The sequence below is a fragment of the Enterobacter cloacae complex sp. S2 genome (assembly GCF_015159675.1).
Classification (GTDB): Bacteria; Pseudomonadota; Gammaproteobacteria; order Enterobacterales; family Enterobacteriaceae; genus Enterobacter; species Enterobacter intestinihominis.
This window is the reverse complement of the sequence record NZ_JADDTS010000002.1, coordinates 181,990-196,335: the sequence shown is the minus strand read 5'-3', so window position 1 is coordinate 196,335 and position 14,346 is coordinate 181,990. Positions and strand designations below refer to the sequence as shown.

Sequence of the window (14,346 nt, the reverse complement as noted above, 5' to 3'; positions counted from 1 at the left end):
CCGGGTAAGGCAACGCCGCAACCCGGCAACAAATCTCACAAATGCCTCTGCCATGCAGGGGCATTTTCTTTTTCTTCTCTGTGCCTTAGCTCGCAATTTTTCGCTTCCCCGATTGGCTCAATGTAAAAAAATAGTTAAGACTATTATCAGGTCAGACCACTTAATGTGTGCGCAAAATTTTTTTACAGGGGAGTGTTATGAGTCAGGCATTACCGCTTATCACCCGACACGGTGACCGCATTGCCATTGTCAGCGGGTTACGTACGCCGTTTGCGCGTCAGGCAACCGCGTTTCACGGTATACCGGCTGTCGATCTGGGAAAAATGGTGGTGGGGGAGATGCTGGCTCGCAGCGAGATCCCGCCAGAGGTTATTGAGCAACTGGTTTTCGGCCAGGTGGTGCAAATGCCGGAAGCGCCCAATATCGCACGTGAAATCGTGCTGGGCACCGGCATGAATGTTCACACCGACGCATACAGCGTCAGCCGCGCCTGCGCCACCAGTTTCCAGGCGGTGGCGAACGTGGCGGAAAGCCTGATGGCGGGGACCATTCGCGCGGGGATCGCCGGCGGCGCGGATTCCTCATCCGTGCTGCCCATCGGTGTTAGCAAACAGCTGGCCCGCATCCTCGTGGATGCCAACAAAGCCCGGACCACCGGTGCGAAGCTCAAACTCTTCTCGCGTTTACGTCTGCGCGACCTCATGCCCGTGCCACCTGCCGTTGCTGAATACTCCACCGGCCTGCGTATGGGCGACACTGCCGAGCAGATGGCAAAAACCTACGGTATTACCCGCGAACAGCAGGATGCACTGGCGCATCGCTCGCATCAGCTCGCTGCGAAGGCCTGGTCGGAAGGCAAACTTGCCGACGAGGTGATGACGGCTTACATCCCGCCTTTCCGCGAACCGCTGGTGGAAGATAACAATATCCGTGGCACCTCGACGCTGGAGGATTATGCAAAACTGCGCCCGGCGTTTGATCGTAAACATGGCACCGTTACGGCGGCCAACAGTACGCCACTGACGGACGGTGCCGCCGCCGTGATCCTGATGACGGAATCCCGGGCGAAAGAGCTTGGCATAACACCGCTGGGCTATTTGCGTAGCTACGCCTTTACCGCCATTGATGTCTGGCAGGACATGCTGCTCGGTCCGGCCTGGTCCACGCCGCTGGCGCTGGAGCGTGCGGGGTTGACGCTGGCTGACTTAACCCTGATCGATATGCACGAAGCCTTTGCCGCACAAACCCTGGCAAACATTCAGCTGCTGGCAAGCGAGCGCTTCGCGCGCGATGTACTGGGCCGCGCCCACGCGACCGGCGAAGTGGATCAGAGTAAGTTTAACGTGCTTGGCGGATCCATCGCCTACGGCCATCCATTTGCGGCGACCGGCGCGAGAATGATAACTCAGACTTTGCACGAGCTGCGTCGCCGCGGCGGCGGTTTTGGTCTCGTTACCGCCTGTGCGGCGGGCGGCCTGGGTGCAGCAATGGTTCTGGAGGCTGAATAATGGAAACGACATCTGCATTTAATCTGGCTGTTCGCCTTGATAACGTGGCTGTTATCACCATTGATGTACCCGACGAAAAGATGAACACCCTGAAGGCCGAGTTCGGCGTTCAGGTGCGTGCGATGCTCAGACAGATCCGCGAAAACAAAGCGATACGTGGCCTGGTATTTATCTCGGCAAAGCCGGATAACTTTATTGCCGGGGCCGATATCAACATGATTGCCCGGGCGAAAAGCGCTCAGGAAGCAGAAGACCTGGCGCGTCAGGGGCAGCAGGTAATGGCGGAGATCCATGCGCTGTCGATACCCGTTGTCGCTGCGATCCACGGGGCCTGCCTGGGCGGTGGGCTTGAGCTGGCGCTGGCCTGTCACAGCCGCATTTGTACCGACGATGCGAAAACCGTACTCGGACTGCCGGAGGTACAGCTTGGATTGCTGCCCGGTTCAGGTGGCACGCAGCGCCTGCCGCGTCTGGTAGGCGTCAGTACGGCGCTTGAGATGATTTTAACCGGTAAACAGCTGCGCGCCCGCCAGGCGTTAAAGGCGGGTCTGGTTGATGAGGTCGTTCCGCACGCCATCTTGCTTGAAGCCGCCGTTGAGCGGGCGCTGAAAGGTCGTCAGGCGAAACGCCCTCTGCCGGTGCGCGAGCGTATCCTCGCCGGGCCGCTGGGGCGCACGCTGCTGTTCAATATGGTGGGTAAAAAAACCGAGCAAAAAACCAAAGGGAACTATCCGGCAGCGACGCGCATTCTGAAGGTGATTGAAACCGGTTTATCGCAGGGCAGCAGCAGCGGTTATGCTGCGGAAGCGAAAGCCTTTGGCGAGCTGGCGATGACGCTGCAGTCGCAGGCGCTGCGCGGCATTTTCTTTGCCAGCACGGAGGTTAAAAAAGATCCGGGCAGTGAAGCTGAACCGGCTCCGCTGCGCGCCGTTGGCGTTCTGGGTGGTGGGCTGATGGGCGGCGGCATCGCATTTGTCACCGCCAGCAAAGGCAAATTGCCCGTACGTATCAAAGATATCAACCCTAAGGGTATCAACCACGCGTTGCAGTACAGCTGGCAGAACCTTGATCGCAAAGTGAAACGCCGCCATATCAAGGCCAGTGAGCGTGATAAAACCCTCGCGATGATCACTGGCGCCACCGACTACAGTGGGTTTGCACACCGCGATCTGGTGATTGAAGCCGTGTTCGAAGATCTCGCCCTTAAGCAGCAGATGGTGGCGGACGTTGAACAGCATTGCGCGCCGCACACCATTTTCGCGTCAAACACCTCGTCTTTGCCGATCGGCGACATCGCGGCGAAAGCCGTGCGCCCGGAGCAGGTGATAGGGCTGCACTATTTCAGCCCTGTCGAAAAAATGCCGCTGGTGGAGGTTATTCCACATGCCACAACCAGCCCGCAAACTATTGCCACCGTGGTGAAGCTGGCGAAAAAACAGGGCAAAACCCCGATTGTGGTCGCGGACAAAGCCGGCTTCTACGTCAACCGCATTCTGGCGCCTTACATTAACGAAGCGATGCGGTTGCTGACGGAAGGGGAGAAAATTGAGCACGTCGATGACGCTCTGGTGAAGTTTGGTTTCCCCGTCGGCCCAATCCAACTTTTGGATGAAGTAGGAATTGATACAGGGACTAAAATTATCCCTGTGCTGGAAGCGGCTTATGGCGATCGTTTTGCGCCGCCTGCAAACTTTGTTTCCGCAATTTTGAAGGACGATCGCAAAGGCAGAAAAAATGAACGCGGTTTCTATCTTTACGCCGTGAAAGGGCGTAAAAGCAAGAAACAGGTCGACCCTTCGGTTTATGCGCTTATTCCTGTCACGGGTCAGGGAAAACTGTCGGCGGTTCAGTGTGCTGAGCGCTGCGTGATGATGATGCTCAATGAAGCGGCGCGCTGCTTTGGTGAGCAGGTGATCAAAAGCGCGCGCGACGGCGATATCGGCGCCGTGTTTGGTATCGGTTTTCCGCCATTCCTTGGCGGTCCGTTCCGGTATATGGATACCCTCGGGGCGGGTGAAGTGGTTGCGATCCTGCAACGTCTGGCCTCGCAATATGGTCCACGGTTTACACCTTGTGACGAATTATTGCAGATGGCGGAACGGGGTCAGACATTCTGGCCCGCAAGGGAAACTGATTGCGTAAACTGAAGTCAAAGAAGGGTAAATCCTGAGGTGATGGAACCTGTTCTGGCGAAATTGTAAACAGAGATTGACTATACTTACGCCATTGAGGTAAAAAACAGCGTTTCATTCACCGAATGGATCAGGCACAATGCCCGGCCATCGGGTTTTCTACCTCAGAGCATTAATCGCGGGTAGTTAACGCCGGTGATTCTGGTTAACAAAAGCGGTGCAATATGCAAGTTTTTATCATGCGTCACGGCGACGCGGCACTCGATGCCGCCAGTGACTCAGTACGTCCTTTAACCGTCTGTGGCTGCGACGAATCCCGTCAGATGGCGACATGGCTTAAAGGTCAAAAAGTGGACATTGAACGCGTTCTGGTGAGTCCGTTCCTGCGGGCAGAACAGACGCTGGATGTGGTAGGAGAGTGTATGAACCTGCCATCCAGTGTGGATGTTCTCCCTGAACTCACGCCGTGTGGCGATGTTGGCCTTGTCAGTGCTTACCTTCAGGCGCTGTGCAATGAAGGTGTCGCTTCCGCACTGGTCATTTCCCACCTGCCGCTGGTCGGCTATCTGGTATCTGAGCTGTGCCCGGGCGAAACGCCACCGATGTTCACAACGTCCGCCATTGCCAACGTCACCCTCGACGAAACCGGCAAAGGGGTCTTTAACTGGCAAATGAGTCCGTGCAACCTGAAGATGGCAAAAGCCATCTGACGTGACGTGCGATATGGCGGGGTGCAGCGTGCCTCCCGCCATCCTGTCAGGGCAATTCTGGCGGCTGCCACTCCTCGACCTCAATCAATACCAGCAATGCGGCATCTCCGCCGTACTCTTTTGGCGCCTGATGAAAAGCCATCACGTATGGATGCTGAGCCAGCCACAGCGGTGTCTGTTGCTTAAGAATATGTTTGCCGTGGCCGTGCATCACGCAGGCGCAAAAAACATGCTCGCGACGACATGCCGCGATCAACGCCCCCAGCTCCTGTTTCGCCTGCATCTGGGTCAACCCATGCAGATCGAGGAACAGCTCCGGCGAGTAATCTCCCCGGCGTAATTTTTTCAGTTCAAAATGGCTGACGTCTTCGCGCACGTATTTCACCGCACCCTGCGTATTTAGCAGCGGCTGAAACTCATCTGAAAAATAGTGGCTGTTATCGGCCTGCTCCTGGAGCAACCGTTTGACCGGTACCTCGCTGACTTTTTTACGCTGCGGGCGATGGACAATGGTGTCGTGCGTGATTTGACGCGTCCCGGTCATCAGCTGGCGGAAGAGAGCCTGATCCTCCTCGCTGAGCGATGTTTTCTTTTTCATTCGTCATTCTCATCTCGTATTTCCGATAGTGTACCCGACTAAACGCATTTTTTAACCTCAAGCGGTACGCGTCATTGCTGATTTATCGCCGTCTTCATGGCAAACTAGCCGCCGAAAATTATGCGAGCATGCCCTGGAGGAAAGAGTGGATAAAATTTTTGTCGATGAAGCAGTAAACGAGCTGCATACCATACAGGACATGTTGCGCTGGTCGGTTAGCCGCTTCAGCGCCGCCAATATCTGGTACGGACACGGTACCGACAACCCGTGGGATGAGGCCGTGCAGCTGGTGCTGCCGTCTCTCTACCTGCCGCTGGATATTCCGGAAGACATGCGCACCGCGCGCCTGACCTCCAGTGAAAAACACCGCATCGTTGAGCGCGTGATCCGTCGCGTAAACGAGCGCATTCCGGTGGCTTACCTGACCAACAAAGCCTGGTTCTGCGGCCACGAATTCTATGTTGATGAGCGCGTGCTGGTGCCGCGTTCGCCGATTGGCGAGCTGATCAACAACCATTTTGACGGCCTGATTAACCATCAGCCGCAGCACATTCTTGATATGTGCACCGGCAGCGGCTGCATCGCCATTGCCTGCGCGTACGCCTTCCCGGAAGCGGAAGTGGACGCCGTCGATATCTCCACCGACGCGCTGGCCGTCACCGAATACAACATTGAAGAGCACGGGCTGATTCATCACGTCACGCCTATCCGCTCTGACCTGTTCCGCGACCTGCCGACGCTGCAATACGACCTGATCGTCACCAATCCGCCGTACGTGGATGCAGAAGATATGTCCGACCTGCCGAACGAGTATCGTCACGAGCCGGAGCTGGGCCTGGCGTCAGGCTCTGACGGGCTGAAGCTGACCCGCCGCATCCTGGCCTGCGCGCCGGATTATCTGACCGACGACGGCGTTCTGATTTGTGAAGTAGGCAACAGCATGGTACATCTGATAGAGCAGTACCCGGATGTGCCGTTCACCTGGCTTGAGTTCGACAACGGCGGTGACGGCGTCTTTATGCTGACCAAGGCGCAACTGCTTGATGCACGCGAATACTTCAGCATTTACAAAGATTAATCCAGCGGGCTTCGGCCCGTTTCACAACGCTCAAACACAAACAACAACATCGGAGCCGTGATGGCAGGAAACAGTATTGGACAGGTATTCCGTGTGACCACCTTTGGCGAGTCGCACGGTCTGGCACTGGGTTGTATCGTTGATGGCGTCCCGCCAGGCATCGAACTGACCGAAGCCGATTTACAGCATGACCTTGACCGTCGTCGTCCGGGTACCTCTCGCTACACCACGCAGCGTCGCGAGCCGGACCAGGTCAAAATTCTCTCCGGCGTATTTGAAGGCCGTACCACAGGAACCAGCATTGGCCTGCTGATTGAAAACACCGATCAGCGTTCTCAGGACTACGGCGCGATTAAGGACGTTTTCCGTCCTGGTCACGCCGACTATACCTACGAACAAAAATATGGCTTTCGCGACTATCGCGGCGGCGGACGTTCTTCCGCGCGTGAAACCGCGATGCGCGTGGCGGCAGGGGCAATTGCCAAAAAATATCTCCAGCAGAAATTCGGCATCGTTATCCGCGGCTGTCTGTCCCAGATGGGCGACATTCCGCTGGCAATCAAAGACTGGGATCAAGTAGAGCTCAACCCGTTCTTCTGCGCCGATGCCGACAAGCTGGACGCGCTGGATGAGCTGATGCGTGGCCTGAAAAAAGAGGGCGACTCCATTGGTGCGAAAGTCACCGTGGTGGCCGACGGCGTGCCGGCTGGCTGGGGCGAGCCGGTATTTGACCGCCTTGACGCCGATATCGCCCACGCGCTGATGAGCATCAACGCGGTGAAAGGCGTTGAAATCGGCGACGGTTTTGACGTGGTCAAGCTTCGCGGCAGCCAGAACCGCGACGAAATCACGAAGGCGGGTTTCCAGAGCAACCATGCGGGCGGCATTCTGGGTGGCATCAGCAGCGGGCAGCAAATTATTGCCAATATTGCGCTGAAGCCAACGTCCAGCATTACCGTCCCGGGCCACACGATTAACCGCGCTGGCGATGAAGTTGAGATGATCACCAAAGGGCGTCACGATCCGTGCGTGGGGATCCGCGCGGTGCCGATCGCAGAAGCGATGCTGGCGATCGTGCTGATGGATCACTTCCTGCGCCAGCGCGCGCAGAATGCGGATGTGACGACCACCATTCCACGCTGGTAACTATGAAAAAAACCGCAATCGCTCTGCTGGCGCTGCTGGCCAGTGGAGCAAGCCTGGCCGCTACGCCGTGGCAGAAAATCACCCACCCGGTAGCGGGGAGCGCGCAGTCCATTGGCGCTTTCTCCAACGGGTGTATCGTCGGCGCGCAGGAACTTCCGCTGCAATCGGATACCTATCAGGTGATGCGCACCGACCAGCGCCGTTATTTCGGCCATCCTGACCTGGTGCTGTTTATTCAGCGTCTTGGCAACCAGGTGCATAACCTGGGGCTGGGGACGATGCTGATTGGCGATATGGGGATGCCTGCCGGTGGTCGCTTCAACGGCGGTCACGCCAGCCACCAGACCGGACTGGATGTGGATATCTTCCTGCAATTGCCGAAAACGCGCTGGAGCTCAGCGCAGCTGCTGAAACCGCAGGCGCTGGATCTGGTCTCGGCCGACGGTAAACGGGTCGTCGCCTCGCGCTGGTCGCCGGAAATTTCCAGCATGATTAAGCTGGCGGCAGAGGATAACGACGTCACGCGGATCTTTGTTAATCCGGCCATCAAGCAGCAGCTTTGCCTGGATGCGGGAACGGATCGCGACTGGTTGCGTAAAGTGCGCCCTTGGTTCCAGCACCGGGCGCATATGCATGTTCGCCTGCGCTGTCCGGCGAACAGCCTGGAATGTGAAGATCAGCCGCTGCCACCGCCTGGCGATGGTTGTGGTTACGAACTGCAAAGCTGGTTTGAACCAGCCAAGCCTGGAACCTCTAAGCCTGAGAAGAAGACACCGCCTCCGTTGCCGCCTTCCTGCCAGGCGCTACTGGATGAGCATGTACTTTAATGGATAATTTCGTCGATCTATTCATGGTGTCACCGCTGCTGCTGGCGGTGCTCTTTTTTGTTGCGATGTTAGCCGGATTTATCGATGCCCTGGCGGGTGGCGGCGGGTTGCTCACCGTTCCGGCGCTGCTGGCGGCAGGCATGAGCCCTGCCCAGGCGCTTGCCACCAACAAACTCCAGGCATGCGGCGGTTCGCTCTCCTCGTCGCTCTATTTCATCCGGCGCAAAGTGGTGAATCTCGCCGATCAGAAGCTCAATATCCTGATGACGTTTATTGGCTCAACGGCGGGTGCGCTGCTGGTCCAGCACGTTCAGTCCGACATTCTGCGCCAGATCCTGCCGCTGCTGGTTATCTGTATCGGCCTCTATTTCCTGCTGATGCCAAAGCTCGGGGAAGAAGATCGACAGCGTCGTCTTCACGGCCTGCCGTTTGCGCTGATTGCCGGTGGCTGCGTCGGTTTTTACGATGGCTTCTTTGGCCCGGGGGCAGGTTCGTTTTATGCGCTGGCATTCGTGACGCTGGCCGGATTCAACCTCGCCAAATCCACCGCCCACGCCAAAGTCCTCAACGCGACCTCCAACGTTGGCGGTCTGCTGCTGTTTATCATTGGCGGCAAGGTTATATGGGCAACCGGGTTTGTGATGATGGCAGGGCAGTTTTTGGGCGCGCGCGCAGGCTCGCGTCTGGTATTAAGCAAAGGACAAAAGCTGATCCGCCCGATGATTGTTGTCGTCTCGGCGGTGATGAGCGCCAAACTTCTTTATGACAGCCATGGACAGGAGATCCTCACCTGGTTGGGGATGAACTAATGAACAGTACGCATAACTACGAACAGCTGATTGAGATCTTCGATAGCTGTTTCGCTGATGATTTTAATACCCGTCTGATTAAAGGCGACGACGAACCGATCTATCTTCCAGCTGATGACGAGGTTCCGTATAACCGCATCATCTTTGCCCACGGCTTTTACGCCAGCGGTTTGCACGAAATTTCGCACTGGTGTATCGCCGGGAAAGCGCGTCGCGAGCTGGTGGACTTTGGTTACTGGTACTGCCCGGACGGGCGCGACGCCGCCACCCAGGGGCAGTTCGAAGATGTGGAGGTGAAACCTCAGGCGCTCGAATGGCTGTTCTGCGTAGCGGCGGGTTTCCCGTTCAACGTAAGCTGTGACAATCTCGAAGGCGACTTCGAGCCAGACCGTATCGTCTTCCAGCGCCGCGTTCATGCGCAGGTGATGGAATATCTTGAGAAAGGCATCCCGGCACGTCCGGCACGCTTGATCGAGGCTTTACAGAATTATTACCACACGCCGGAGATCACGGCGGAATGCTTCCCTTGGCCGGAAGATCTTTAACAGAGGAAAGAAGATGATCGCAGAATTTGAATCACGCATTCTGGCGTTAATTGATGACATGGTGGAACACGCCAGTGATGATGAGCTGTTCGCCAGCGGTTATCTGCGTGGTCACCTGACGCTGGCGGTAGCCGCGCTGGAAGCCGGGGACGATCACTCTGCCGACGCCGTTCACGCGGAAGTCACTCGCAGCCTGGAAAAAGCCATTCTGGCCGGGGAACTCTCTCCGCGCGACCAGTCTTTAGTGCTGGGCATGTGGGACAATTTGTTCCAGCAGGCGAAAGCGAAGTAAGTGTATCACCGCCCTCTCCCACAGGGAGAGGGCCGGGGTGAGGGCACCAGACCGCACCCTACTTGACCATTTTCCCCTTCAGCAATTTCCGCACCCACAGTCGGTTTGGATTCAGCCCCGCGAGCGTAACCCTGTCCAGCGGAACCGGCTCGTCGCTCATTTGCGCGGCTAACGCTTCAGCCAGCAGCGGCGCGGAGCATAATCCCCGCGAGCCTAAGCCACCCAGCATAAACAGCTCGGGGTGAACGGGAGCACTTACCGCCGTTTCTTTGTTGTCAGCAAGATCCTGATAGACTTCAAGCGTGGCGTCATAGTCCGGCACGTTTCCCGCCATCGGCAGGTGATCGCGGGTCGCGCAGCGTACGCCGCAGCGCGCCTGACCCTCACCGACATTCACCTCTTTTGCCCACGACGCATCCGGGAAACAGTCGAGCAGGCGCTGGCGGTTTTGCTGCTGATCCGCTTCGCTGTACTGCATATCTGTTTCACCGCGATGGTAGCTGGCACCGATGCAGTGATGGCCGTTGGACGGGTTTTGCGGCGTCAGGTAGCCGTCGTAACACAGCACCTGACGCAGTTTGCTCAGTTGGGGGGCGGCAGGAATATGGCTCACCTGGCCGCCGACCGGATAAACCGGCAATGATGCTGTCTGGGTAAACTGGCTGATATGATGTCCGTTGGCCAGCACAACGCTGGCATGCTGGACCTCTTTGCCGTCAGCGAAACGCAGTTTCCAGTGCGCAGTGCGGCTTAGCGATTGAACCTTATGGGCATAATGCACTGTCAACCCACGCGACTGCCCGAGGGCTATCGCCGCAGAAGTCAGTTCAGCCGGACACAGCCAGCCGCCGAGTGGATACTGAATACCCCCGCAGCCGGTGTCGACGCCAGTGGTCTCTGCAACCTGCTGTGCCGTCACTGCATGGGCGATGGCCTCCGGCAGACCCAGCGACAGCATTTGTGTGATTTTCTGCTGGCTCTTCTCGTCCCAGCCGAGCTGCGTCACGCCGCACCAGTTGTGGTCGAACGCAACCGGCAGGCTATCGTAAAGGCGGCGAGCAAACGTAAACGCCGCCGGGAAGAACTGGAACAGTGCCGGATCGTGTGAACTTAATAAGGGATAAAGCGCGCCCTGACGGTTGCCTGATGCGCCCGTCGCCGGCGCCTCGTCAGCGCAGTAGAGCGTCACCTGCCAGCCACGGTGCAGCAGCGCCAGCGAGAGCAGGGCGCTGGCGATACCCCCGCCCAAAATGGCGACCTCACGCGAGGTGCTGGCGCGACGGGCAAACCAGGGGGCCTGCGCCGGGATCGCCAGATCCTGTTCCATCACCCCGACCAGCATGTCGCGTTTGCGGCCAAAACCTTTGGTTTTCCGCATGGTAAACCCCGCCTCCTGCAACCCACGGCGAACAAATCCCGCCGAGGTGAAGGTAGCAAGCGTCGCGCCCGGGCGCGCCAGACGTGCCATGGCACTGAACAGGTGCGGGCTCCACATGTCCGGGTTTTTGGCGGGCGCAAAACCGTCCAGGAACCAGGCGTCCACCTTCTGATTCATTGAGTCATCGAGCTTATCGGTCAGGTCGTTAATGTCGCCAAGCCACAGGTCGAGCGTGACGCGTCCGTCGTCCAGAATCAGACGATGACAGCCACCGATAGCCGGAGGCCACTGGGCCTGAAGCTGTTCCGCCCAGTGGGTAAGCTCCGGCCAGCGCTGATGGGCAAGCCGCAGATCGTGCGCGGTAAGCGGAAATTTTTCGAAACTGATGAAATGTAATCTTTGTAAGGTAGCCTCGGGGTGTGCAGCGCGAAACTGGTCGAACGCCTGCCAGAGGGTCAGAAAATTCAGCCCGGTGCCGAAACCGCTCTCCGCTACGACAAACAGGCTGCGCGGATGCTCAGGGAAGCGGGTGCTGAGATGATTTCCTTCGAGGAAGACATAGCGCGTCTCTTCCAGTCCGTTATCATTAGAAAAGTAGACGTCATCAAAATCTCGGGAAACAGGTGTACCCTCAGCGTTGAATTCGAGGTTGGCAGGTTGTATGGCGTTTTGTTTCACGTAAGTTACTCGTCCGACAGGCAGTGGCACGATCTTAGCGATGTGAGCCCATCGGTGCAAATTTCCACAGAAAATGGCTGATCGGACTTGTTCGGCGTACAAGTGTACGCTATTGTGCGACTCGAAACTTTTTATAGTGCGACTTACAGAGGTATTGAATGAAACGTGCAGTGATTACTGGCCTGGGCATCGTTTCCAGCATCGGTAATAACCAGCAGGAAGTCCTGGCATCTCTGCGTGAAGGACGCTCCGGGATCACTTTCTCTGAAGAGTTTAAAGATTCTGGAATGCGTAGCCACGTATGGGGTAACGTTAAACTGGACACCACCGGTTTAATTGACCGTAAAGTGGTTCGTTTCATGAACGATGCCTCTATCTACGCCTATCTTTCCATGCAGGAAGCGATCAAGGATTCTGGTCTGAGCGAAGACGCTTACCAGAACAACCCACGCGTGGGCCTGATTGCAGGCTCCGGCGGTTCCTCTAAAGCTCAGGTGTTCGGTGCTGACGCCATGCGCAGCCCGCGCGGCCTGAAAGCGGTCGGTCCATATGTTGTGACCAAAGCCATGGGGTCAGCGGTTTCCGCGTGCCTGGCAACGCCGTTCAAAATCCACGGTGTGAACTACTCCATCAGCTCCGCATGTGCGACCTCCGCACACTGTATCGGTAATGCGGTTGAGCAGATCCAGCTGGGCAAACAGGACATCGTATTTGCTGGCGGCGGCGAAGAGCTGGGCTGGGAAATGGCCTGTGAGTTCGACGCAATGGGCGCACTGTCCACCAAATACAACGAAACGCCAGACAAAGCGTCCCGTACTTATGACGCACACCGCGACGGTTTTGTTATCGCTGGCGGCGGCGGTATGGTTGTGGTTGAAGAGCTGGAACACGCGCTGGCGCGTGGCGCGCACATCTATGCTGAGATCGTGGGCTACGGCGCAACGTCTGACGGCGCTGACATGGTTGCTCCATCCGGTGAAGGCGCGGTGCGCTGCATGAAGATGGCGATGCACGGTGTTGATACTCCAATCGACTACCTGAACTCCCACGGCACCTCAACGCCGGTAGGCGACGTGAAAGAGCTGGGTGCGATCCGTGAAGTGTTCGGCGACAATAGCCCGGCTATCTCTGCAACCAAAGCCATGACCGGTCACTCTCTGGGAGCGGCGGGCGTGCAGGAAGCGATCTACTCTCTGCTGATGCTGGAAAACGGCTTTATCGCGCCAAGCATCAACATCGAAGAGATGGACGAGCAGGCGGCTGGCCTGAACATCGTGACCGAAACCACCGAACGTGCGCTGACGACCGTTATGTCCAACAGCTTCGGTTTCGGCGGCACCAACGCCACGCTGGTGATGCGTAAGCTGAAAGCGTAAGCGTTTGAAGGTATAGTAGAAGGGAGCCGAGCGGCTCCCTTTTTTTATGCCTGAACACGGAGTTATGCATGAAGGCTGTTACCCCTGGGAAGAGCGCTCCTTCCGGGAATCTTCCCCTTTTCCGCATCGCCTTTGCGGTGTTTCTGACCTATATGACCGTTGGCCTGCCGCTGCCGGTGATCCCCTTGTTCGTTCACCAGGAGCTGGGCTATGGCAACACCATGGTCGGCATTGCGGTGGGCATTCAGTTTTTAGCGACGGTATTAACCCGGGGCTACGCCGGTCGCCTGGCGGATCAGCACGGCGCAAAACGCTCGGCGTTGCAGGGCATGTTTGCCTGCGGGCTGGCGGGGGGAGCCTGGCTGCTGGCGGCGCTGTTGCCAATAGATGCAGCGTATAAATTCGCGCTGCTGGTGGCAGGGCGTCTGATCCTCGGCTTTGGCGAAAGCCAGCTGCTGACCGGCACCCTTACCTGGGGAATGGGGCTGGTGGGGCCTGCGCGTTCCGGAAAAGTGATGTCCTGGAACGGGATGGCGATTTACGGCGCGCTGGCGGCAGGCGCACCGCTGGGGCTGCTGATCCACAGCCAGTTTGGTTTTGCGGCGCTGGCAGGCACCACCATGGTATTGCCGCTGCTGGCGTGGGCGTTTAACGGTTCGGTGCGTAAGGTGCCCGCCCATAAAGGCGAGCGTCCTTCGCTGTGGAGCGTGGTAGGGCAAATCTGGCAGCCGGGGCTTGGGCTGGCGCTTCAGGGGGTGGGCTTCGCGGTTATTGGTACCTTTGTTTCCCTCTATTTCATGAGCCGCGGCTGGGCGATGGCGGGCTTTACGCTGACGGCCTTTGGCGGCGCGTTTGTATTGATGCGCGTGCTGTTTGGCTGGATGCCGGATCGCTTTGGCGGCGTGAAGGTGGCCGTGGCGTCACTTGTCATTGAGACCGTGGGTCTGGTACTGCTCTGGCAGGCGCCCTCTGCATCCGTTGCGCTGCTGGGTGCGGCGTTAACCGGCTGCGGCTGCTCGCTGATCTTCCCGGCGCTGGGCGTTGAAGTGGTGAAGCGCGTGGCTCCGCAGGTGCGCGGCACGGCGCTGGGCGGCTATGCGGCGTTTCAGGATATCTCATACGGGGTCACCGGGCCGCTGGCGGGGCTGCTTGCAACGTCGTTTGGCTATCCTTCCGTCTTCCTGGCCGGTGCGGTGTCAGCGGTGGTGGGAATTGTGGTGACGCTGGTGGCGTTTCGCAAGCGGTAGTATGTTGCCGGGTGGCGGCTAC

General features: G+C 57.8%; 13 protein-coding genes. 11 read left to right on the top strand and 2 right to left on the bottom strand.

Annotation, left to right across the window (positions count from 1 at the left end; all coding sequences use genetic code 11):
• The first annotated feature begins 197 nt into the window (after window positions 1-197).
• The 3 genes from fadI (at window position 198) to sixA (ending at window position 4,350) form a co-directional block, all read left to right on the top strand.
• Window positions 198-1,508: an acetyl-CoA C-acyltransferase FadI gene (gene fadI / locus IPZ49_RS01570; protein ID WP_017692982.1), complete on the top strand. Its 1,311-nt coding sequence runs from the start codon at window positions 198-200 to the stop codon at window positions 1,506-1,508.
• Window positions 1,508-3,655 (top strand): fatty acid oxidation complex subunit alpha FadJ, encoded by a 2,148-nt coding sequence (gene fadJ / locus IPZ49_RS01565; RefSeq protein WP_058689112.1) that lies wholly within the window; start codon window positions 1,508-1,510, stop codon window positions 3,653-3,655. Before fadI ends, fadJ begins: the two co-directional genes overlap by 1 nt.
• A 209-nt stretch (window positions 3,656-3,864) precedes the next feature.
• Window positions 3,865-4,350, top strand: a complete 486-nt coding sequence (gene sixA, locus IPZ49_RS01560) for a phosphohistidine phosphatase SixA (RefSeq protein ID WP_003861375.1) — start codon at window positions 3,865-3,867, stop codon at window positions 4,348-4,350.
• 46 nt (window positions 4,351-4,396) lie between these two features.
• Here the strand turns inward: sixA and smrB are convergent, their stop codons facing one another.
• Window positions 4,397-4,948 carry an endonuclease SmrB gene (gene smrB, locus IPZ49_RS01555; protein WP_017692984.1) on the bottom strand — a complete coding sequence of 184 codons (552 nt, stop codon included), beginning with the start codon at window positions 4,946-4,948 and terminating at the stop codon, window positions 4,397-4,399.
• A gap of 145 nt (window positions 4,949-5,093) precedes the next feature.
• On the opposite strand from smrB, the gene prmB reads away from it, so the two are divergent.
• Genes prmB through IPZ49_RS01525 form a run of 6 tightly spaced genes read left to right on the top strand, consistent with a single transcriptional unit; the run spans window position 5,094 to window position 9,645 of the window.
• On the top strand, window positions 5,094-6,026 hold the full coding sequence (gene prmB / locus IPZ49_RS01550) for a 50S ribosomal protein L3 N(5)-glutamine methyltransferase (RefSeq protein ID WP_063932829.1): 933 nt from the start codon (window positions 5,094-5,096) through the stop codon (window positions 6,024-6,026).
• A gap of 60 nt (window positions 6,027-6,086) precedes the next feature.
• Window positions 6,087-7,172, top strand: a complete 1,086-nt coding sequence (gene aroC / locus IPZ49_RS01545; RefSeq protein WP_015572247.1) for a chorismate synthase — start codon at window positions 6,087-6,089, stop codon at window positions 7,170-7,172.
• A 2-nt stretch (window positions 7,173-7,174) separates the two neighbouring features.
• Entirely contained in the window at window positions 7,175-7,999 is an 825-nt protein-coding gene (mepA, locus tag IPZ49_RS01540) for a penicillin-insensitive murein endopeptidase (protein WP_003861385.1), read from the top strand.
• Window positions 7,999-8,808 (top strand): sulfite exporter TauE/SafE family protein, encoded by an 810-nt coding sequence (locus IPZ49_RS01535; RefSeq protein ID WP_003861386.1) that lies wholly within the window; start codon window positions 7,999-8,001, stop codon window positions 8,806-8,808. Before mepA ends, IPZ49_RS01535 begins: the two co-directional genes overlap by 1 nt.
• On the top strand, window positions 8,808-9,353 hold the full coding sequence (locus IPZ49_RS01530; RefSeq protein WP_003861390.1) for an elongation factor P hydroxylase: 546 nt from the start codon (window positions 8,808-8,810) through the stop codon (window positions 9,351-9,353). The genes IPZ49_RS01535 and IPZ49_RS01530 overlap by 1 nt, the downstream gene beginning before the upstream one ends.
• A gap of 13 nt (window positions 9,354-9,366) precedes the next feature.
• The gene (locus IPZ49_RS01525; protein WP_017383451.1) at window positions 9,367-9,645 is read left to right on the top strand and encodes a YfcL family protein; all 279 of its coding nucleotides are present in this window, start codon (window positions 9,367-9,369) and stop codon (window positions 9,643-9,645) included.
• 58 nt (window positions 9,646-9,703) lie between these two features.
• Here IPZ49_RS01525 and mnmC read toward each other — a convergent pair whose 3' ends face one another.
• Entirely contained in the window at window positions 9,704-11,701 is a 1,998-nt protein-coding gene (mnmC, locus tag IPZ49_RS01520) for a bifunctional tRNA (5-methylaminomethyl-2-thiouridine)(34)-methyltransferase MnmD/FAD-dependent 5-carboxymethylaminomethyl-2-thiouridine(34) oxidoreductase MnmC (RefSeq protein WP_063932828.1), read from the bottom strand.
• A gap of 158 nt (window positions 11,702-11,859) precedes the next feature.
• Between mnmC and fabB the strand changes: the two genes are divergently transcribed.
• Entirely contained in the window at window positions 11,860-13,077 is a 1,218-nt protein-coding gene (fabB, locus tag IPZ49_RS01515; RefSeq protein WP_015572249.1) for a beta-ketoacyl-ACP synthase I, read from the top strand.
• Between the two features lie 68 nt (window positions 13,078-13,145).
• A complete protein-coding gene (locus IPZ49_RS01510) occupies window positions 13,146-14,324 on the top strand; it encodes an MFS transporter (RefSeq protein WP_047733489.1) in 1,179 nt (392 codons plus the stop codon).
• Window positions 14,325-14,346 lie beyond the last annotated feature (22 nt).